This window comes from Chromohalobacter canadensis (assembly GCF_034479555.1).
Classification (GTDB): domain Bacteria; phylum Pseudomonadota; class Gammaproteobacteria; order Pseudomonadales; family Halomonadaceae; genus Chromohalobacter; species Chromohalobacter canadensis.
The window spans coordinates 1,211,632-1,232,935 of sequence record NZ_CP140151.1; the positions used below are offsets into that span (position 1 = coordinate 1,211,632).

General features: G+C 62.4%; 19 protein-coding genes. 3 read left to right on the forward strand and 16 right to left on the reverse strand.

Annotated features, from left to right (window positions below; translation table 11 throughout):
- Positions 1–31 precede the first annotated feature (31 nt).
- Entirely contained in the window at positions 32–1,126 is a 1,095-nt protein-coding gene (locus SR908_RS05780) for an App1 family protein (RefSeq protein WP_245846345.1), read from the forward strand.
- Position 1,127: 1 nt separating this feature from the next.
- Here the strand turns inward: SR908_RS05780 and SR908_RS05785 are convergent, their stop codons facing one another.
- From SR908_RS05785 to SR908_RS05805, 5 genes are all read right to left on the reverse strand, one after another.
- Positions 1,128–2,591 (reverse strand): aminoacyl-histidine dipeptidase, encoded by a 1,464-nt coding sequence (locus SR908_RS05785; protein ID WP_097022182.1) that lies wholly within the window; start codon positions 2,589–2,591, stop codon positions 1,128–1,130.
- A 149-nt stretch (positions 2,592–2,740) separates the two neighbouring features.
- Complete coding sequence (locus SR908_RS05790) at positions 2,741–4,963, reverse strand: tRNA(Met) cytidine acetyltransferase TmcA (protein WP_246919209.1); 2,223 nt, start codon at positions 4,961–4,963, stop codon at positions 2,741–2,743.
- Positions 4,964–5,081: 118 nt separating this feature from the next.
- Positions 5,082–6,035, reverse strand: a complete 954-nt coding sequence (gene trxB, locus SR908_RS05795) for a thioredoxin-disulfide reductase (RefSeq protein ID WP_097022184.1) — start codon at positions 6,033–6,035, stop codon at positions 5,082–5,084.
- Positions 6,036–6,196: 161 nt separating this feature from the next.
- A complete protein-coding gene (locus tag SR908_RS05800; RefSeq protein WP_097022185.1) occupies positions 6,197–6,799 on the reverse strand; it encodes a peroxiredoxin in 603 nt (200 codons plus the stop codon).
- 162 nt (positions 6,800–6,961) lie between these two features.
- The gene (locus SR908_RS05805) at positions 6,962–7,171 is read right to left on the reverse strand and encodes a CPXCG motif-containing cysteine-rich protein (protein ID WP_246919207.1); all 210 of its coding nucleotides are present in this window, start codon (positions 7,169–7,171) and stop codon (positions 6,962–6,964) included.
- Between the two features lie 332 nt (positions 7,172–7,503).
- On the opposite strand from SR908_RS05805, the gene acnA reads away from it, so the two are divergent.
- Entirely contained in the window at positions 7,504–10,236 is a 2,733-nt protein-coding gene (acnA, locus tag SR908_RS05810; protein ID WP_246919204.1) for an aconitate hydratase AcnA, read from the forward strand.
- An 88-nt stretch (positions 10,237–10,324) separates the two neighbouring features.
- Here acnA and SR908_RS05815 read toward each other — a convergent pair whose 3' ends face one another.
- The 11 genes from SR908_RS05815 to SR908_RS05865 form a co-directional block, all read right to left on the reverse strand.
- Positions 10,325–12,010: an NAD-dependent malic enzyme gene (locus tag SR908_RS05815; protein ID WP_246919201.1), complete on the reverse strand. Its 1,686-nt coding sequence runs from the start codon at positions 12,008–12,010 to the stop codon at positions 10,325–10,327.
- 155 nt (positions 12,011–12,165) lie between these two features.
- A complete protein-coding gene (locus SR908_RS05820) occupies positions 12,166–13,389 on the reverse strand; it encodes a YeeE/YedE family protein (RefSeq protein WP_246919198.1) in 1,224 nt (407 codons plus the stop codon).
- A gap of 179 nt (positions 13,390–13,568) precedes the next feature.
- Positions 13,569–14,582 carry a tryptophan--tRNA ligase gene (locus SR908_RS05825; RefSeq protein WP_246919195.1) on the reverse strand — a complete coding sequence of 338 codons (1,014 nt, stop codon included), beginning with the start codon at positions 14,580–14,582 and terminating at the stop codon, positions 13,569–13,571.
- Between the two features lie 99 nt (positions 14,583–14,681).
- Positions 14,682–15,797, reverse strand: coding sequence for an alanine dehydrogenase (gene ald, locus SR908_RS05830; protein ID WP_246919192.1), 1,116 nt, complete (start codon positions 15,795–15,797; stop codon positions 14,682–14,684).
- A gap of 186 nt (positions 15,798–15,983) precedes the next feature.
- Positions 15,984–16,316: a putative signal transducing protein gene (locus tag SR908_RS05835; RefSeq protein WP_246919189.1), complete on the reverse strand. Its 333-nt coding sequence runs from the start codon at positions 16,314–16,316 to the stop codon at positions 15,984–15,986.
- 2 nt (positions 16,317–16,318) lie between these two features.
- Positions 16,319–17,509 carry a class I SAM-dependent rRNA methyltransferase gene (locus SR908_RS05840; protein ID WP_246919186.1) on the reverse strand — a complete coding sequence of 397 codons (1,191 nt, stop codon included), beginning with the start codon at positions 17,507–17,509 and terminating at the stop codon, positions 16,319–16,321.
- Between the two features lie 40 nt (positions 17,510–17,549).
- Positions 17,550–18,365 carry a bifunctional DNA-formamidopyrimidine glycosylase/DNA-(apurinic or apyrimidinic site) lyase gene (gene mutM / locus SR908_RS05845; protein ID WP_246919183.1) on the reverse strand — a complete coding sequence of 272 codons (816 nt, stop codon included), beginning with the start codon at positions 18,363–18,365 and terminating at the stop codon, positions 17,550–17,552.
- A gap of 98 nt (positions 18,366–18,463) precedes the next feature.
- Positions 18,464–18,619, reverse strand: a complete 156-nt coding sequence (gene rpmG / locus SR908_RS05850; protein WP_011508261.1) for a 50S ribosomal protein L33 — start codon at positions 18,617–18,619, stop codon at positions 18,464–18,466.
- Between the two features lie 30 nt (positions 18,620–18,649).
- Complete coding sequence (gene rpmB / locus SR908_RS05855) at positions 18,650–18,886, reverse strand: 50S ribosomal protein L28 (RefSeq protein ID WP_075367734.1); 237 nt, start codon at positions 18,884–18,886, stop codon at positions 18,650–18,652.
- Positions 18,887–19,056: 170 nt separating this feature from the next.
- Positions 19,057–19,731 (reverse strand): RadC family protein, encoded by a 675-nt coding sequence (radC, locus tag SR908_RS05860; RefSeq protein ID WP_097022193.1) that lies wholly within the window; start codon positions 19,729–19,731, stop codon positions 19,057–19,059.
- Between the two features lie 114 nt (positions 19,732–19,845).
- Entirely contained in the window at positions 19,846–20,025 is a 180-nt protein-coding gene (locus SR908_RS05865) for a hypothetical protein (RefSeq protein ID WP_246919180.1), read from the reverse strand.
- Between SR908_RS05865 and coaBC the strand changes: the two genes are divergently transcribed.
- Positions 20,024–21,298, forward strand: a complete 1,275-nt coding sequence (gene coaBC / locus SR908_RS05870; RefSeq protein WP_246919177.1) for a bifunctional phosphopantothenoylcysteine decarboxylase/phosphopantothenate--cysteine ligase CoaBC — start codon at positions 20,024–20,026, stop codon at positions 21,296–21,298. The genes SR908_RS05865 and coaBC overlap by 2 nt on opposite strands.
- The last annotated feature ends 6 nt before the right edge of the window (positions 21,299–21,304 follow it).

Below are 21,304 nucleotides of genomic sequence, written 5' to 3' on the forward strand. Positions count from 1 at the left end.
CGAGGGCGAGGGCCCACGAAGCGGCATTCGAATGCCTTCACGACGCCTGCATTTCGCCGTCAAAAGCCTGTTACGAATCTTCGCGCGGCCGATGAAATCGGATAGCGGTCGCGGCGGACCGGTCGTCCATCCCTACCGTGGTTACGGCACGCATCGCGAGGTGTTCCTGATGGGACGGGTCTTCCGTCAGGTGGGCCTGGCGCGCGTCATCCCCAGGCGCGGGGCGCTTCGCGACGCTGCGGACGTGACCCGGCGACTCGCGCGGCGTGGCTTTGCCGATGCTGAGGTACACATTCGCCTAGGCGACAACAGCGCCACCGTCACCACTGATCACGACGGCTATTTCGATGTCCGTCTGCCACTGGAGTGCCCACTCGACGAACACGTTTCCTGGCATCGCGCCGAGCTCGAGGTCATTACGGCCGACCGCGACAACGTCCTCTCGCGCGCCGATGTCTATATTCCGCCACCGCATACCGACCTGATGGTGATCAGCGACATCGACGACACGGTGATGTACACCGGCGTCACCGACAAGCTGCGCATGCTGTATCGCCTGTTCGTCGAGAAGGCGCATCGACGCACTGCCTTTCCCGGCGTCGCCGAGCTTTACCAGGCCTTGCATGCGGGAACGGCGGGCGACTCACGGCGGCCGATCCTGTATGTCTCACGCGGTCCGTGGAGCATCTACGAGGTACTCGAGGCGTTCTTTCAGCTCAACCACATTCCCGTCGGGCCGATCCTGTTCCTGCGCGAATGGGGTATTTCCTGGCGTCATCCCTGGCCGCGCCGTGCCGAGGATCACAAGTACGACTTGATCACGCAGATGCTCACGCTGTTCGACACGCTACCCTGTGTGTTGATCGGGGACAGCGGCCAACACGATCCCGAAATCTACACGCGTATCGTCAAGGAAAACCCGGATCGCGTGAAGACGATCTACATTCGTCGCGTCGACCGCAAGCCCGACCGCGAAGCGGCCATCGCCCGGCTGCGCGAGGAGATCGAACATACCGACTGCGAACTTCTACTGAGCGATGACAGCGCCGCCATGGCCGCGCATGCGCGCGACCGAGGCTATATCTCCGAGACGGGGCTGGAAGCAGTACGTCAGGCGTCGCGCTGATTCACGCCGCTCGCGCCGTGGCCAGGTCTTCGATCACGGCGCGCAGCACTTGCCAGAACTCGCCCACGGAGTCGAGTTCGACGCGCTCTGCGGGCGAGTGGGCACCGCGGATCAAGGGGCCGAAGGAAATCATCTCCAGGTGCGGATACTTGCCCCCGAGAATGCCGCATTCCAACCCGGCGTGGATAACTTTCACGTCCGGGTCGACCCCCGTCTGTTCGAGGTGCAGACGACGAAAACGTGCCAGCAGCGTGCTTTCGGGATCCGGCGTCCAGCCGGGGTAGGCATTCTCGACCCGTGTCTCGGCACCGATCAGCGAGAACAATGCCCGGAAGCGGTCGGCGAGATCCCGTGTGGCGCTATCGCGCAACGATCGTACCAGGGCGCATAGATGAAAGCGTCCGGCCTCGAGCTTGACCACACCCAGGTTGTTGGAGGTTTCCACCACGCCCGGCACTTCAACGCTCATACGCTCGACGCCGCATGGTGCCACATGCAGGGCCGCGATCAGCAGGCGGCTGGCGGCCTCGGTGAGTGGCGCATCGGTCTCGGCAGACTCGAGGGTGAGTTGCACGTCTTCGTCGACCCCCGCCAGTTCGCTGGCAAGTTCGGCCTCCAGTTCGGCCAGCCGCTGCGTGACCGCGTCCTCTTCGTCGGCGGGCAGCGCGATGCTGGCGAAGGCCTCTCGCGGCAGCGCATTGCGCAGCGTACCACCATGATAGGCGACGAGGCAGGCGCCGAACGGTTCCAGGGCACGCAGCACCCGCACCAACAAGCGATTGGCGTTGCCTCGCCCCTTGTGGATATCGATGCCCGAATGGCCGCCCACCAGCCCGGTCAGGGCAACACGGCGCACGATTTCGTCCTCGCCGAGATCCCGCGTGGGCAGCCGCGCGCCGACGACTACATCGGCTCCGCCGGCGCAGCCGATGTAGACCTGGCCACGATCCTCGGAGTCGAGGTTGAGCAAGTAGCGCCCCTGCAGCCAGCCCTCGTCGAGTTCCAGCGCGCCACGCATGGAGGCTTCTTCCTCCAGCGTAAACAACGCCTCGAGTGGACCGTGGCGCAGGGTGTCGTCCTCGAGAATCGCCAACGCGGCGGCCACACCCATACCGTTATCGGCGCCCAGAGTGGTCTCGCGAGCATGCAGCCAGCCGTCTTCGACGTACGTGTCGAGCGCATCACGGGTAAAATCGTGAGGGTGATCGGCATTGGCCTGGGCGACCATATCCAGGTGCCCCTGCAGGATGACACCGGGAAGCTCCTCGCACCCCGGCGAGGCCGGCTTACGAATCTTGAGGTTACCGGCGGCGTCGCGTTCATGTGCCAACCCGCGTTCGTCGGCCCAGGCGGTGAGCGTCTCGACCAGGCGCTGTTCATGACCGGAGGGGCGCGGCGTATTGCACAACGTGCGGAAATGGCGCCACAGCGGTTCGGGAGAGAGTTGCAGAAGGTGATCGTTCATGGGGAATCGTTCCTGTTGGGAGCCGCCGACATCGCGCGCCACGTCTCCCGGTAACGACAAACGATCAAGGAATGGCGACGCAGCACGTGTCGAGCATCATGACACCTTACGCGCTGCATCGCGCAACGCAAGTCCACCGACGGCGACAGTCATGGCGTCGGCCTCAGGCGACAACTCAAGAGACCCGCCAGGCGGCGCCAGTGGGCGATTCGGGCTTGGCGTCCCATCGCGCGCGTCGCCTCGTCATCACGCCCCTGGAACAATGTCGCGGCCCAATCGTGCAATGCTCTTGTGTCCTCGCCCGGCGTCTCGTCGGCGGTTTCCTGCGGCTGACGACGCCACCAGGCCAGCCAGGCCCGACACAGCCAGGGCCGCACGAGCGCCAACTCACCGCCACCCTGCGCGAAGCGCTCCAGGCGTGCGCATAGCTCGGCATTCACCTCGGGCGCCGTTCCCTCGTGCAGCAGCGCCGTGACGACATCGGTTTCCAAATGCGCCAACTCGAAGGCAAGCAGGCTCGGCAGCAGATGCTGGAAGTCATCCGACCAGGTCGCCAGTGACGCACCCGCCGGGGACGTCAGCGACTGCCCCATCATCAAGGCATGCTCACCGCTCGCCGCTTCGCGGGTCAGCCCCAAGCGCAGCGAGATGAACCCCAAACGCCGCCAGAAGGCGATCAGCATCGCCTCGGCGCCGAAACTCACGCCCAGGTGCGCGACGTCATGCGTGCGGGCCGCAGTGGCCACGGCTTCGACCAGTGCCCGCCCCACACCGCACCGCCGCGCAGCGGGATGCACGGCAATGCGCATGATGCGCCACCAGCGCGATGTCAGCGCCGTCTGCCAGCCACCGTGCGTAGCCAACGACTGCGCCAGCAGATGACCGCGCGGGCGGCGCTCGCCGAGCACGACACGCTCGGCGAGATCGGCGGGAAAACCGCCCTCCGCCTGCACCTGGCATACCCCGAGGCAGGTATCGCCGGCATAGGCCACCGCGAGTCGCACATCGGGGCCGTCGAGCAGTTGGCGCAAATCGCCAGGCGTGGTGCGGTAATGAGCCTGCACCAGCAGACCGAACAACGTCTTGAGAGCGTGCTCGTCATGAGCCAGTGCCTCGCGGTCGAGCCAGCGAATGCGCAGTGGCGCGGCGGCCAGCGCCGCTTCGACCTCGCCATCGTCGGCCGGCGCGGCATCGAGCAACAGCATATCGCGGGTAAGACGTTCGAGGGGATCACCGTCGGCCCAGCGCACCGGCTCGCGCAGGTGGATCTCGCGCCAGTCGGGCGTGCGGCGGGAAAGGCGGGCGTAAAAACGAACCTGGAAGCCACGTCCGGTGCCTTCGTAACCATGCACGGTGGTGGCAAAAGCGAGACGCGGGAAGGCGTCCAGCCAACGTGCCAACAGTGGCGTGGGAATGGCCGCTGCTTCGTCGACGAACATCGTCGGCGGCGCGTGACGATCCACGCCCGACTCGCTCAGCGCTGCCGTTACGGCATCCGGGGCGAGAAAACGAACCTCGCACCGCCTCGCCTCAAGCGTGACGTAAAAACGCATCTCGGCACGATGCCCTTGGGGATACAGCGCCGCCAAGCGCTCGAAAAGCGGCTCCACCGCCGCTCGACGCGGTGCGGTGACCCACAACGTTGTCTCCCCCGCCGCCAGCCGACGTGCGGCGGCGATGCCCAACGCAGCCGACTTGCCTCGCCCTCGATCGGCACTCAGGACCACAGGGCGCCGACGGCGCAAGCGCGTCAGTCGATGCACGGCCTCTTGCTGATCATGAGTAATACAGACGTCGTCAGGAAAAGCCTCTGCAGGCGCGTTCGCCTCGGGCAGGCGACCGGGGCACGGCGTGGCGTGCTCATCAGACCAATGCCAGACGCTGGGCTCACGGAGCAAGTGCCGCGCCAGACGCGCCAGGTAATGGGCGGTCAGCGTCTCCGGTGCATGAGGCCAATGCGCCAGACGCGCATAGTCAGCATCCGGACTAACCTGGCCGTGGACCCATTCGGCAGGCGTCAACACGACCAGCAGTCCTCCGGCACGCAACGTACCGCTCAGCGCCCCGAAAGCGTCCGGATCGAAACCCAACGCGGCATTGGCATCGAAGATGACCAGGTCATGCTCGCGCCCCAAGCGAGTGCGGGCCTGACGCGGGGACAGCGCATCGATGTCGGCCTCGGGGGCGGCCTCGCCGACCCACAAGGGGGCATGCCACGCCCGAGCCTGCCAGAGGGAAAGCGCACGCGTCCGGGCCAATTCGGATGACGCGGGTATCCAGATCACGCCGCGATGCCGACGTTCACGGCAGGCGTCGACCAGGGCATCCAACCATGCGCTGGAGGACGTCATGTCCTCCGAGGGGGCATTCATGCGTTTTCTCCCTTGCCGGTATCGCCTTCGACAGCTTCTCACAAACACTCACGCCCGCGCATGGCTGCGCGGGCGTGGTCGGCATCAGACTGTCACCGCACGGCGCGGCGAAGCGATCTTACTCCAGGCCGTCGAGATAGCGCTCGGCATCGAGAGCCGCCATGCACCCAGTACCTGCGGAGGTCACCGCCTGACGGTAGACGTGATCCATCACATCGCCGGCGGCGAAGACACCCGGCACGCTGGTCATGGTGGCATTGCCATCGAGGCCAGACTTGACCCGAATATAGCCGCTGTTCATGTCCAGTTGGCCTTCGAAGATACCGGTATTCGGCGAATGGCCGATGGCGACGAACAGCCCCGGTGCCTGAATCTCACGCGCAGCGCCATCAACGGTGGAGATCAAACGCACCCCGGTGACGCCGGTGTTGTCACCCAACACCTCTTCAAGCGTGTGATTCCAGACGACCTCCATGTTGCCGTTTTCGACCTTGTCGAACAGCTTGTCCTGCAGGATCTTCTCGGCACGCAGACTATCGCGGCGATGCACCAGCGTGACCTTGGTCGCGATATTGGAAAGATACAGCGCTTCCTCGACGGCAGTGTTACCCCCGCCGATGACCACGACTTCCTGACCGCGATAGAAGAAACCATCGCAGGTCGCGCAGGCGGACACGCCCTGCCCCATGAATTTCTCTTCCGACGGCAGCCCCAGGTAACGGGCGCTGGCACCAGTGGAGATGATCAAGGAATCGCAGGTATAGGTGCCGTTTTCGCCCTTGAGTACGAACGGGCGCTCACGCAGCTCGACTTCGTTGATATGGTCGAATAGTACCTCGGTATCGAACCGCTCGGCATGGCTACGCATGCGCTCCATCAGTTCCGGCCCTTGAACGCCTTCGGCGTCGCCCGGCCAGTTGTCCACGTCGGTGGTGGTCGTCAACTGACCGCCGGCCTGCATGCCGGTAATCAGCAGCGGCTTGAGATTGGCACGTGCCGCATAGACGGCCGCCGTGTACCCGGCGGGGCCGGAACCGAGAATAATCAATCGTTCGTGACGCACGTCGCTCATGGGGAAACCTCGCTTACGGGATACGCTGGCCGGCAGTTGGACCAAAAATGCTGTGTGGCATGCACGCGTCACGCGCAGGCCACACACCATTCACTGTAAACGCTGGTCGGCACGGCAAAGGGCGGCCGATTGGCCGCCCTTCGTTGCAAACGTGTTAACGCTTACAGTTCGTCGGAGTGCGTGCCCAGGTACTTGGCGACGCCTTCGGCGGTGTCTTTCATGCCTTCCTGGCCTTCGTCCCAACCAGCGGGGCAGACTTCGCCGTTCTTCTGGTGGAACTTGAGGGCCTTGACCATGCGCAGCATCTCATCGACGTTGCGGCCCAGCGGCAGGTTGTTGATGGTCTGGTGCTGGACGACGCCGTCTTCGTCGATCAGGAAGGATGCGCGCAGGGCGACGCCGGCTTCCGGGTGCTCGATACCGAAGGCTTGCGTGATCTCGTGCTTGACGTCAGCCACCATCGGGAAGCCAACTTCACCAATGCCGCCCTTCTCGGGAGAGGTCTTGCGCCATGCGTGGTGAGTGAACTGAGAGTCGATGGAGACACCGATCACTTCGACGCCCAACTCGCGGAACTGTGCCAGGCGATTATCGTGCGCGATGATCTCTGACGGGCAAACGAAGGTGAAGTCCAGCGGCCAGAAAAAGATGACGCGCAGCTTGCCGTTGGTTTCGGACAGCTTGAAGTCGTCGACGATGGTGCCATCGCCCAGAACCGCTGCCGCTTCGAAATCGGGTACCTGACGTCCAACCAATACGCTCATTCATTTCTCCTGAAAAGTCGGGTGGATGACTATACTAAAAGCCTACCAAGCTTACCGGCGGGCTTCTCTTATGCCAATTTGATTGCCCCAATGGGCAATATAGGCGTTCCCTATCGAGTCGATATGCTGTTCCCGGCATAACGGTATGGCATAGGAAAGCGCTCAAAATACGTCGTCGTCTTGCCCTAGCATGACGTCCTCAAGCTCCCCGCTGAACGGCGATACTGTCACACGCACCTGAATTGGCGCGCAGCACTGAGGACAATCTTCCCAAGTAGCGTGGCTACCCACGCTGCTATCGATCAACATCTCGAAAGATGCGTCGCAATAAGGGCACGTCGCCGGCCATGACAACAACATCTCTTCATTCATACCGACTCCTGGCGTCCTCAAGTACGGCGCATTACCGACTAAATATCGGGTCGCCCTTGCCCTCTTTCAAGCCAAGGCGTCGAGATTCTCGCACAAGACAGGCATCCCCCACTTAAGCCATGACTTGCCACCTTGGTGACATGGGCGAGCTTGAAATAAAGGCTTATCATGACAATGTCTCCGGTATCGATGATATTGTAGACATTGTCGAAGGAACCTGACTCGCGGCGAACCGGGCCATCGGATGGTCTCCAGACCTTTCCAGCATACCAAGGGCAGCGTGGTTCGGCGTTCGCCATGAAAATCGTCCAGCATTGATGAGGAGGGGGCCCATGTCCGAAGCTCCACAGAACACGTTATCGACACTCGATGTCGGCGATCATACCTACCATTACTATAGTCTGGACAAGGCCGCCAAAGCGTTCGGCGACGCTTCGCGCCTGCCCATGACACTCAAGGTGTTGCTCGAGAACCAACTGCGTTACGGCGGCGATGAAAGCGTCTCCCCCGACGACATGCAGGCACTCGTCGACTGGCAGAAGGAAGGACGCTCCACGCGCGAAATCGGCTATCGTCCGGCACGCGTGTTGATGCAAGACTTCACCGGTGTCCCGGGGGTCGTTGACCTGGCCGCCATGCGCGACGCCGTCAAGCGTCTCGGCGAATCCGCCGATCGCATCAACCCGCTCTCCCCCGTCGATCTGGTCATCGACCACTCGGTGATGGTCGATCACTACGGCGATCCGTCGTCGTTCAAGGACAACGTCGCCATCGAGATGGAGCGCAATCAGGAACGTTACGAATTCCTGCGTTGGGGCCAGCAGGCGTTCGATAATTTCCGCGTCGTGCCGCCGGGTACCGGTATCTGCCACCAGGTCAACCTGGAGTATCTGGGCAAGACGGTGTGGACGAAGGAAGAAAACGGCAAGACGTTCGCCTACCCGGACACCCTCGTGGGCACCGATTCCCACACCACCATGATCAACGGCCTGGGCGTGCTTGGCTGGGGCGTGGGCGGTATCGAGGCCGAGGCCGCGATGCTTGGCCAGCCGGTCTCGATGCTGATCCCCGAGGTCATCGGCTTCAAGCTTACCGGCAAGCTGCGCGAAGGCATCACCGCCACCGACTTGGTGCTGACGGTCACTCAGATGCTTCGCCAGAAAGGCGTGGTCGGTAAATTCGTCGAATTCTACGGCGATGGCCTCCAGGACCTGCCGTTGGCGGATCGCGCCACCATCGGCAACATGGCCCCCGAATACGGTGCCACCTGCGGCTTCTTCCCGGTCGACGAGGAAACCCTCAACTACATGCGGCTCACCGGCCGTGACGAACATCAGATCGAGCTCGTCGAAGCGTATACCAAGGCGCAGGGGCTGTGGCGCGAACCTGGTGCCGAGCCGATCTTCACTGATGTCCTGCACCTCGACATGAACGAAGTCGAGTCCAGCCTGGCCGGGCCCAAGCGTCCGCAGGACCGTGTCGCACTGACCGACATGAAGTCTACCTTCGAGAAAATTCTCAGCGACCGCAAGCCGGACGCCGCGCCTACCGAACAAGGCAAGTGGCTATCTGAAGGTGGTCAGACCGCCGTGGGCACCGACGAAAGCGTGGAGAATGAAGATAGCCAGCACTGCGAGGTCGATGGCGAAAACTTCAAGCTCAACCACGGCGCCGTGGTCATCGCTGCTATCACCTCGTGCACCAACACCTCTAACCCCAGCGTGATGCTGGCCGCCGGGTTGTTGGCACGCAAGGCCGTCGAGAAGGGTCTCACCACCAAGCCTTGGGTCAAGACGTCACTGGCACCGGGCTCCAAGGTGGTCACTGACTACCTCGACGCCAGCGGTACCCAGAGCGACCTCAACGAACTGGGCTTCAACCTGGTCGGCTATGGCTGCACCACCTGCATCGGCAACTCCGGCCCCTTGCACGAGCCGATCGAGAAAGCCATCGACGAAGGCGATCTGACGGTGGCCTCGGTGCTCTCCGGCAACCGCAACTTCGAAGGCCGTATCCATCCGCTGGTGCCCACCAACTGGCTGGCATCACCGCCCCTGGTCGTGGCGTATGCCCTGGCCGGCAACATGCGCATCGATCTTTCCAAGGATCCGCTGGGCAATGACAAGGATGGCAACCCGGTGTACCTGAAGGATGTCTGGCCCAGCCAGGCGGAAATCGCCGAAGCCGTCGAACAGGTCCGGACCGAGATGTATCGCAAGGAGTACAGCGAGGTCTTCGAGGGTGATGAGATCTGGAAGTCGCTCGAGGTACCGGAAAGCGATGTCTATGCGTGGAACAACAAGTCCACCTACATCCAGCATCCGCCGTTCTTCGAAGGCATGGGCAAGGAGCCTGCGCCGTTGGAAGACGTCAAAGATGCCAACGTGTTGGCCATGTTCGGCGACTCGGTGACCACCGACCACATCTCGCCCGCCGGCGCGATCAAGCCGGACAGCCCCGCCGGCCGTTATCTGCAGGAAAACGGCGTCAAGCCCATGGATTTCAACTCCTATGGCTCGCGGCGCGGCAATCACGAAGTGATGATGCGCGGCACCTTCGCCAACGTACGCATCAAAAACGAGATGCTCGATGACGTCGTCGGCGGCTATACCCGCCATGTGCCCAGCGGCGAGCAAATGGCGATCTACGATGCGGCGATGAAATACGTCGAGCAAGACACGCCGCTGGTCGTGGTTGCCGGCAAGGAATACGGCACCGGCTCGAGCCGCGACTGGGCGGCCAAGGGCACGCGCCTGCTGGGCGTGCGCGCCGTACTCGCCGAATCCTACGAGCGCATCCACCGCTCCAACCTGATCGGTATGGGCGTGTTGCCGCTGCAATTCCCCGAGGGCGAGGACCGCAAGTCGCTCGGCATGACCGGCGACGAAAAGATCTCCATCGAGGGCATCGCCGATATCGAGCCCGGCGCCAAGGTCAAGGTGACCATCGCCTCCGATAAAGGTGAGAAGAAGATCGAAGCGCTGTGCCGCATCGATACCGCCAACGAGATGGCCTATTACCGTCACGGCGGCATCCTGCACTACGTGCTGCGTAGCATGCTTTGATCGCTTCGCGCTGAGTTAGCGCCATGAGAAACACCCCGTCGGCATTGCCGGCGGGGTGTTTTTTGTCGATGGGTCGAGAGGCGTGCGTTTAGAAGGCGCGGCGCCGATAGGCGCGATAACGCGGATACCAGAAGTGACGTTCGATGGCGTCCCACAGCGCCTCATCGCTAGAGGACAGCGCGACTTCTTCCTCCTGAGCCTGCTTGGCGACGGCGAAGGCGATGTCCTTGCTGATCTCGCGGATGTCACCCAACGAGGGCAACAAAGCCCCCTTGCCGGTCTTGACGATGGGCGCGCCTTGGGCCAATGCATTGGAAGCCGCCATCAGCATCTTGTCGGTGACACGGGACGCATTGGTCGCCACGACCCCAAGGCCGATGCCTGGGAAGATATAGGCGTTGTTGCACTGAGCGATCGCCACGTCGCGCTCGCCGACGCGCACCGTCGGGAAGGGGCTGCCCGTCGCCACCAGCGCTTCGCCCTGGGTCCAGTCGAGAAGATCTTGGGGGACAGCCTCGACCTTGGAGGTCGGATTGGAAAGCGGCATCACCAGCGGCTGGGCACAGCCGGCGTGCAGCGTCTTGATCACTTCCTCGGTGAACAGGCCGCTCTGACCGGAGACCCCGATCAACACGCTGGGCTTGGCATTGCGCACCACGTCGAGCAGGTCACGGGCCTGGGTATCCCAATCGCTCAAGGTGGCGGTCTCATGCGCCAGACGCTGCTGGAAGTCGTAGAGCCCGTCCATGTCACTGGTCAGCAATCCGAAACGGTCGACCATGTAGACACGACGGCGCGCCTCGGCCTCACTCAGGCCTTCCATGGTCATCGCCACGACGATCTGCTCGGCAATACCGCAGCCCGCCGAGCCGGCCCCGAGAAACGCGATGGTCTGATCCTTGAGCGCCTCGCCCTTGGTCTTGCAGGCCGCCAGCAACGTACCTACGCACACCGCCGCCGTACCCTGGATGTCGTCGTTGAAGCAGCACAGCTGGTCGCGATAACGCTCGAGCAACGGCATGGCGTTGGTCTGGGCGAAGTCCTCGAACTGCAACAGCACGTTGGGCCAGCGCCGTTGCAACGCCTCCATGAACATGCCGATGAACTCGTCGTACTCTTCCTGACTGACCCGCGGGTGGCGCCAGCCCATGTACATGGGATCGTCGAGCAGTTTCTGATTGTTAGTGCCCACATCGAGCACGATGGGCAATGTGTAAGCCGGGCTGATGCCGCCACAGGCGGTATAAAGCGACAGTTTGCCGATGGGAATGCCCATGCCACCGATGCCCTGATCGCCCAGTCCCAGGATGCGCTCACCGTCGGTGGCCACGATCACGCGCACCTTGTCCTTGGTAGCGCTACGCAGGATGTCGTCCATGCGGTGACGATCGGGATAAGAGATGAAGAGCCCGCGGTGGTTACGGTAAATATTGGAGAACTCTTCGCATGCCTCCCCCACCGTGGGGGTATAAATGATCGGCAGCATTTCCTCGAGATGCTCTTCCAGTAGACGGAAGAACAGCGTCTCGTTGTCGTCCTGAATCGCCCGCAGATAAATGTGCTTGTCGAGGTTGTTCTGACAAAGAGTGTATTGGTGATAAGCGCGCTCGAGTTGCTCTTCGATGCTCTCGACATTCTGCGGCAACAGGCCCACCAAATTGAACTCGACACGCTCTTCACTGGTAAAGGCGCTGCCCTTGTTGAGTAGCGGCATCTCCAGCAGTGAGGGGCCGGCATAAGGAATATAAAGGGGACGCTTGGATGTTTCGCTCATCGTTTGCCTCACGCAGGTGACGGAACTCGGAGCTCTAGGGCTCCGCACGGCTCGAGCTTAACTATATCACGCCGCCTTGCCACCCGCGCACGCCACAAAGACGCACGGCGTCCCGAAGGACGCCGTGCATCATTTGCGCATATCGATTCTATGGCTCAGCCACTGCGAGTTACGGGACGTGAAGGGCCTGAGAAGAACAACGGGCGCAATTTGACGCCCAGCATGTTGCCGGCAAACGCCGCGACCAACCACAGCCAGCCGTGCAAGCTGCCCGACGAAATGCCGCCGAAATAGGCGCCGATGTTGCACCCGAACGCGAGGCGCGCCCCATAACCCAGCAGGAACCCGCCGATGGCTGCCGCTACTACGGAGCGTAACGGAATGTTGAATTTCGGCGCGAAACGGCCCGCCAGCGCCGCTGCGGCCATCGCCCCCAGAATGATGCCCACGTTCATGACCGTGGTGATATCGCTCCAGACGTTGGCGTTCAAGGCCGCCTCATTGCCGGCCGCCTGCCAATACCCCCAACCGCTGACATCGCCGCCCAAGGCTTCGAAGCCCTTGGCGCCCCACAGCGCGAATGCCGAGGTAATGCCCCATGGGCGTCCGGCGAGCGCCAGCGTGATGAAATTGAGCACCGCCAGTCCCACTGCGCCGGCCAATAGCGGCCAAGGGCCTTGCAGCCAGCGCGAGCGACCGGCCTCGACCTGCGGCGCCCGTTCGAGCTGACCGTGCCGGCGCTTCTCCATGGCCACCGTCAACGCTGCGATCGCGGCGAACAACGTCAGGCTGACGACGATACCGCCGCCCACGCCGAACAAGCCATGCAGCGACGTCGGCTGGAACGCCGGCAACGTCTGCCACCAGGCAAAATGCGCCGTGCCGACCAAGGAGCCGATAATGAAGAAAACCAGGGTAATCACCATGCGCGCATTACCGCCGCCCACCGTGAACAAGGTGCCCGAGGCGCAACCACCGCCCAATTGCATGCCCAGACCGAACAGGAAGGCCCCCACTAGAACCGAGACCCCGATGGGCGAGATATAACCAGAGACCGGTGTACCGAACAGCGTGCCCGCGCCGAGAGCAGGAAAGAACAGCACCACCGCCAAGGCCAACATGACCATCTGCGCGCGCAGGCCTCGCCCGCGCCGCTCGGTGATGAACACGCGCCACGCGGAAGTAAAGCCGAACGCGGCATGATAGAGCACCATGCCCAAGGCGCCCCCTACGATCATGAGCAGCCCCTTGGCCACCCCGAAAGCCGTGCCTACGGCCAGAGCGCCCAGGAGCAAGACTATCGCCGCCGCCAATGCCAACGGTGGCACGCCGCGACGAGACGTCAGCGAAGCGGACGAAACGCTAGATGCGTCAGGCATCACACCCTCCTGTCATCGTTTGAATGGAAATTGTTGTCTATCTTAGCGTCTGCCCAGACCTTTTAAAAATTCATAAAACGCATTCACGCTATAGCGTTTGGCAATATAAAAGGCCCATGTCTCACGACACGGGCCTTGGCAGCGCGCAAGATGCGCCGATAAGAAAAGCAGATGTGGCGTTACACGAAACGCCCCAGGCCAGCGACCTCTCGCACACGCTCCATGAGGGGTTGCGCCTCGGCGCGTGCCTTTTCGGCGCCCTGCTTGAGCACGTTCTCGATATGCCCGGGATCCTCGAGCAGGGCGTTATACCGCTCGCGAGGTTCACTCAGATGTGCGTTGAGGTATTCGAAGACCCGGTCCTTGGCTTCGCCCCAGCCGATGCCGTTCTCGTAGTCGGCCCGCATGGTGGCGGTTTCTTCGGCGGAGGCAAACGCCGAGAAGATCTGGAACAGCGTGCAGCTGTCGGGATCCTTGGGCTCGCCGGGCTCCAGGGAGTTGGTCTTGATCTTGCGCACCAGCTTCTGGAGCTTCTTCTCCGAGACGAACAGCGGGATGGTGTTGTTGTAACTCTTGGACATCTTGCGGCCATCGAGCCCGTTCAATACCTCCATCTTGTCGTCGACCACCGCTTCGGGCAGCGTGAAATACTGGCCCTTGTAGAGATGGTTGAAGCGTCCGCCCATATCGCGCGCCATCTCGATATGCTGGATCTGGTCGCGCCCCACCGGGACTTTATTGGCATTGAACATCAGGATATCCGCCGCCATCAGCACCGGGTAACCGAACAGCCCCATGCTCACGCCTTTATCCATATCCTGATGGCCGAGCTCTTCGTTCTCGGCCATCGCCGCCTTGTAGGCATGGGCGCGGTTCATCAGCCCCTTGGCGCAGACGCAGGACAGCATCCAGGTCAGCTCGGGGATTTCGGGAATGTCCGACTGACGATAGAAAACGGCGTTGTCGGTATCCAGGCCCAGCGCCAGCCAGGTGGCGGCGATTTCCAGGCGCGATTGCTGCACGCGCTTAGGATCCTGACACTTGATCAACGCATGCAGGTCAGCAAGAAAGTAGAAGGAATCCACATCGGGACGCTGGCTGGCCTCGATGGCCGGTTTGATGGCCCCGACATAGTTGCCGAGATGCGGGGTACCGGTGGTGGTGATGCCGGTCAGAACGCGTGTCTTGGTCATGAAATTGGGCTGATCGCAACAAAATGTGAGAATCCGCCCAGTGTACAACGACGTCCCGGCCAAGGCGACCGGGCCTAGCCGGAACGTCCTGGTCCATCGCTATGCCATCAGGCTCTTGGGGTCGACCGCATCCAGACCGAATGCCTGGGCCACCGCCGGATGCGTGATGTGTCCGGCATGCACGTTGAGTCCCTTGAGGAAGTGAGGATCTTCCGCCAGGGCGCCTTGCCAGCCTTTGTCGGCCAATGCCAGTACGAACGGCAAGGTGGCGTTGGTCAACGCTTGAGTGGAAGTGCGCGCCACGGCGCCGGGCATGTTGGCGACGCAGTAATGCACCACACCATCCACGACATAGGTAGGATCGGCATGGGTCGTCGCGCGACTCGTCTCGAAGCAGCCGCCCTGATCGATGGCCACGTCCACCAGCACACTACCCGGACGCATATCACCAAGCATCTTGCGGGTGATCAATTTGGGCGCCTGCGCACCTGGCACTAGCACCGCTCCGACGACGATATCCGACTCGCGGGCCGCCGTTTCCAAGGCATCCGCCGTCGAGTACACGGTATTCAGACGCCCTTGATAGCGATGATCGAGCACTTCCAGCCGCTCCAGCGACTTGTCGAGCACGGTGACATCCGCTCCCAGCCCCAGCGCCATGCGCGCGGCGTTCTCCCCGACCACGCCACCGCCGATCACGGTGACCTTGGCCGGCGCCACGCCGGGCACCCCTGGAATCAGAATACCCGCACCGCCTTGTGCTTTTTCCAGGCTATGTGCACCGGCCTGGATGGCCATACGGCCGGCGACGCAACTCATCGGCGCCAGAAGCGGCAAACCGCCTTCTTCGTCGGTGATCGTCTCGTAGGCGATGCAGGTAGCTTCACTGTCCATCAGCCCCCGTGTCAGCGACTCCTCGGCGGCCAAATGCAGGTAGGTGAACAGCGTATGGCTCGGCTTGAGGCGCTTGACCTCCTCCGGCTGAGGCTCTTTCACCTTGACGATCAGCTCGGCGTTATCCCATAGCGCGTCGATATCTTGCTCGATACGCGCCCCTGACGCTTCATATTCAGCGTCAGGGAAACCGGCTCCCTCACCTGCCGATGCCTGCACTGCCACGCGATGCCCGCGTGCCACAAGCTCGCGCACCACGCTTGGCGTCAAGGCGACACGATATTCATGGTTCTTGATTTCCTTGGGTACGGCAATTTTCATGGCGCCTCCGCTTCACGACGTGATCAAAATAGGCTCAACGTCTATCCATTACAGCACACGCACAGGAATCGGAGGGAGGTAGGAGACAAAACGGGATGACGTGCTATAAAGCAACACTTCTATAGAAAACTTTACGCCGACAGCGTCCATGGCCGAACGATTTGCGCCGGCCATGCCATGCATACCCTACTCGCCGCAGTTGGGACGTACCTGGCCACACTGCCAACAAGTATCGAAGACGCCTTCCAGCCATTCACCGCACGCAGGGCAACGCCAGTTCGGGCAATCCTCGGCAGGCCCGTTGAGGGCCTCATCAACCAACGCCTCGGCGCGCTGGCGATGCCCCACCGGCACCCAGACCTCCGGCTCGCATTCACCGGGCGGCAGGTCACCGGCGCCACCGCCAAGGGTCATGTTGCGCAGCACGGGCACCAACCCGGCGCTGGCCAACACGTTGTGCACGTGGTTGACCAGTAACGTGTTGGGATGGCGAAAGACGAGAACGCTATCCAACGTCATGATCAGTTGCGGAAAACCCGCACACCCATTGCCTTGAGGTAGGAGGTCTCGGGAATCGCGGGATGCACGGGATGATCCGGCCCTTGGTGGCCCTGATAGATGACCTGCCCGTGACGGTCCTGATGGCGCACCGCACCTCGCACACACTCCATCAAGCGCTCAGGCGCCAGATGCATCGAGCAGGACGCCGAGAGCAGCACGCCATCGCGCCCCAGCAGCCGAATCGCCTCACGGTTGAGTCGCGAGTAGGCGCGCTCGCCGTTGGGGATGTCTTTGCGCTTCTTGATGAAGGCCGGCGGGTCGAGCACGATCACGTCGAACTGCTCGCCTTCCGCCTTGAGGGCTGCCAATGCCTCGAAGGCCTCGCCCTCACCGACGGCCACTTGCTCGGCCAGGCCATTAAGCGCGGCATTCTCTGCCACACGCTCCAAGGCCTGAGCGGAGCTATCTACGCATAGCACCTCGCTGGCGCCGTGCGCTGCCGCCTGGACGCCCCAACCGCCCACATAGCTGAACACGTCCAGCACGCGCTTGCCGGCGACCAGGCCATTGAGCCATGCCCGGTTGGCGCGGTGATCGAAAAACCAACCGGTTTTCTGGCCATCGAGCACCGGCACCACGAAGCGCACGCCGTTTTCCTCGAGCAGCACCTGGTCAGGCAACTCACCATAGGCCACCTCGACCTCGTCGCCGAGCTGTTCCTGACGACGCCCGGAGGAGTCGTTCTTGAACACGATGGCGCGCGGTGCCAGCACCTTCTCGAGCGCGACGACGATCTCATCGCGCAGCCGATCCATGCCCACGGTATTGAGTTGCACGACCAGCACGTCATCGAAACGATCGACGATGAGCCCCGGCAACAGGTCGCCCTCACCATGCACCAGGCGATAGAAAGGCTTGGCGAACATCCGCGCGCGCAGGCTCAACGCCTGTTTGAAGCGGTGGACCAATAGCGAACGATCGAGACGCACATCGACATCCCGCGAGACGATACGCGCGCAGATCAGCGAGTGCGGATTGACGTAGGCGATGCCCATCGGTTTGCCATTGGCGGCCTCGATGACCGCCTGGGCGCCCGGTTCGAAATCCTTCAGCGGCGTGGTCGCGATATCGATCTCGTTGGAATAGAGCCATAAATGGCCCGCCTTGAGACGCCGGTCGGCGTTTTTCTTGAGGCGTAGACGTTCGGTCACGGAAAACCTCTTGGCAAAGATATCGCGCGGCGCGAAGCGCTCAGCGCTGACAGTGGGGACAAAAAACGCTGGCCCGCTGCCCCAGCGTAACCAAGCGTAGAAGCTCGCCGCAACGCCGACAGGGGGTATCTTGCCGCCCATAGACGTTGAGGCGCTGTGCGAAATAACCGGGCTCACCGGTGCCGCTGACGAAGTCGCGAAGCGTCGTGCCGCCCTGCGTAATCGCCGCCGCCAGCACCTCGCGTGCCGCCTCGGCCAGTCGCTCATAGCGCTCGCGAGAGATACGGCCCGCTGCACGCCGAGGATCGATACCCGCCAGAAACAACGCTTCGCTGGCGTAGATATTGCCAACCCCCACCACCACGGCATTGTTCATCAGGAACGGTTTGACGGCAACACGCCGCTTGCGTGACAGCCGGTAGAGACGCTCGCCATCGAAATCCGGCGACAACGGCTCGGGCCCCAGCCGCGCCAAACGTGGGTCATCGAGCAGCGAGCCCTGCAGCCAATCGACGAAGCCGAAACGCCGAGGGTCGTGATAACGCAAAATCGCGCCATCCTCCATGACCAGATCGACATGATCATGCTTTCTCGGCATATCGCCGAGACATGCCACACGCAGGCTTCCGGACATTCCCAGATGCCATAACAAGGTACGCTCGCCGACAGGCATGAGCATATACTTGGCGCGCCGCCCTAGCGTACCGACTCGCTGACCGACGAGCGTATCCACCAGGTCATCAGGCACCGGAGTGCGCAGACGCGGCTGGCGCACGATGACTTCACGAATCTCGCGCCCCTCTATATGGGGCGCAATACCGCGACGTGTCGTCTCGACTTCAGGGAGTTCGGGCATGCTAGTCTCCCGCCACTTTCTTGCTGGCATAAAAAAACCCGGAGCGACCCGGGTTTTTCTGACAGGTGAACGTCACCTGTGGCAAAGGAGAGCCAAGATCACTTGATCTTCGCTTCCTTATACATCACGTGCTTACGGACGACCGGGTCGAATTTTTTCATTTCGAGCTTGTCCGGCGTGTTCCGCTTGTTCTTGTCGGTGGTGTAGAAATGGCCGGTTCCGGCACTGGACACCATCTTGATCTTGTCACGCATGACTCGTTACTCCCTGTTTGGACGCGCTGTTTAGACGCGATCACCACGCTTGCGAATATCGCTGAGCACTTCTTCAATGCCTTTCTTGTCGATGATGCGCATGCCCTTGGAGGAAACGCGCAGCCTTACGAAGCGCTTTTCGGCTTCCACCCAGAAACGATGGGTGTGCAAGTTCGGCAAGAAGCGACGACGTGTTCTCCGCTGGGAGTGAGAAACATTGTTACCAGTCACCGGGCGCTTGCCGGTAACCTGACATACTTGGGACATGGAAGCCTCCAACCACTGGCGAGTTGTTCAAAACCTGTCGGGCAAACCGGGAATGGCAGGCTACCGCCTTCTGCCCTGATTCAAAGGGCGTACTTTATACCAGACGTCAAGCCTTGCCGCAAGCTTGCGGAGGCTCGACGGACGGCCAGCCTGGCACCACGGACACGGCCTCACAGCCATCCGCGTTCGGCAAACGATATTACCTCACCATCGCCGACGACGAAATGATCCAGCACACGGATCTCGAAAAGCCCCAACGCTTCCTTGAGCCGCTGGGTGATCCGGCGATCGGCGTCGCTTGGCTCTGCCACCCCCGAAGGGTGGTTGTGGGCAAAGATCAATGCCCCGGCGTTGAGCGCCAGCGCCCGGCGCGACACCTCCCGTGGGTAGACAGATGCACTATCGAGCGTGCCTTCCGAAAGCGTCTCGAAGCGAATCACGCGGTGCTGCGTATCCAGAAACAATGCCGCGAACGCCTCGTGGGGCAAGTGACGCAACTGCGAGGTCAAGAACTGGCGCACCAAGGCCGGCGAAGTCAGGGCACCACCACGTTCCAGCAAGCTCCCCAAGTGCCGCCGAGAAAGCTCCAGCGAAGCTTGAAGCTGCACATACTTGGCCTCGCCCAAGCCATGCTCCGCGCAAAAGCGCTCCTGCTCCGCCTCCAGCAATGGCCGCAGACCTCCGAAAGCGACCAGCAGGTCACGCGCAAGATCCACCGCCGAGCGCCCCTTCACACCCACACGCAGAAAGATTGCCAGCAATTCGGCATCCGACAGCACCGACGCCCCCAGGGTGAGCAACTTTTCACGCGGACGCTCACCTTCCGGCCAATCGCGGATCCCCATCGCCAGTTCCCCTCAGATTTCTGATGTCATACCACGCTCACACAATATCAGAATTATCTAATAACAAAGTAGTGTCACACGCCGATCACCCCAACCAAAGTTGCATCGCATGATTCACATGACGTCAGCGCCCGCCCCGGCTATCCGCTGATCGGACGCCTCAAAGGGCTGGCAGAATTGCGGGGAATAGAGATCGCCATCAAACAGCTGCGCGCTTGAAGCGGCGCCCGCTACGCAAAACCGGGGCACGATGGTAAGGTGGAAGACCTGCAAAACGGTCAGGATTCCCGTCATGCCAACACTCTTCGGCAAGCGCGTGTTACTCGGCATCAGCGCCGGTATCGCTGCTTACAAAAGCGCTCAGATCGCCCGCCTTTTGAAAAAGGCAGGCTGCGACGTGCGTGTGGTCATGACCGAAGGCGCGCAGGCCTTCATTACCCCGCTGACGCTTCAGGCCCTTACGGGGGAAGCGGTCCGCACGTCGCTGCTCGACCCCGAGGCAGAAGCCGGCATGGGGCATATCGAGCTGGCACGCTGGGCAGAAGTGATCCTCGTCGCGCCGGCCACCGCCGATGTGATGGCGCGTCTGGCTCACGGTCACGCCGACGACCTGCTCACCACGCTATGCCTGGCCAGCGGGGCAGAGTGCGTCATGGCGCCGGCGATGAATCAGGCGATGTGGGCCCACCCGGCGACCCAGGCTAATGTCGAGCGACTACGTGGCTGGGGCTGGCGCCTGCTGGGCCCCGATGGCGGTGAGCAGGCGTGTGGCGATGTCGGGCCCGGGCGCATGCGCGAGCCGGAAGCGCTGATCGCCGAGCTTTCGATGGCGCCCGAGGATGCGCCTAGCGCCACGGCGCCCGACGTCGCGCCGGCTGTGCGCGATGCCGAGGCGTTGCGGGTGACGATCACCGCCGGGCCGACCCATGAGGCGCTCGACCCGGTGCGTTATCTCTCCAATCACAGTTCCGGCAAGATGGGCTACGCCCTGGCGGGTGCCTGGGCCCGACGTGGCGCCCAGGTGCGCTTGATCAGCGGGCCGGTCGCCCTGGCGACGCCCCCGGATGTCGAGCGCGTCGATGTGACATCGGCCAGCGAGATGCTCGCCGCCGCCGAGCACGCCGCCACCGAGAGCGATATTTTCATCGGCTGCGCGGCGGTCGCCGACTACCGCGCCGAAACAGTGGCCGAGCACAAGCTCAAGAAAACCGACGCGAGCGAGACGCTGACGCTCACGCTGGTCAAGAATCCCGACATCGTGGCCACCATCGCCACCCGTTCACCGCGCCCGCTGGTAGTAGGCTTTGCCGCCGAGACCCATGACGTAGAACGCTATGCACGCGACAAGCTGGCCCGCAAAGGCATGGACATGATTGTCGCCAACGATGTCTCCCAGGCCGGGCTCGGCTTCGGTAGCGACGACAACGCCGCCCTATTGCTGTGGCGTGACGGCGATGACACTGACAGTCAAGCGTTGCCGCCACAGCCCAAGACCACCCTGGCCGATGCCATCGTCGGCCGGGTGTTGACGCTTTACGCCCACCGCGCCCCCACGGCGCACGACTGACGGACC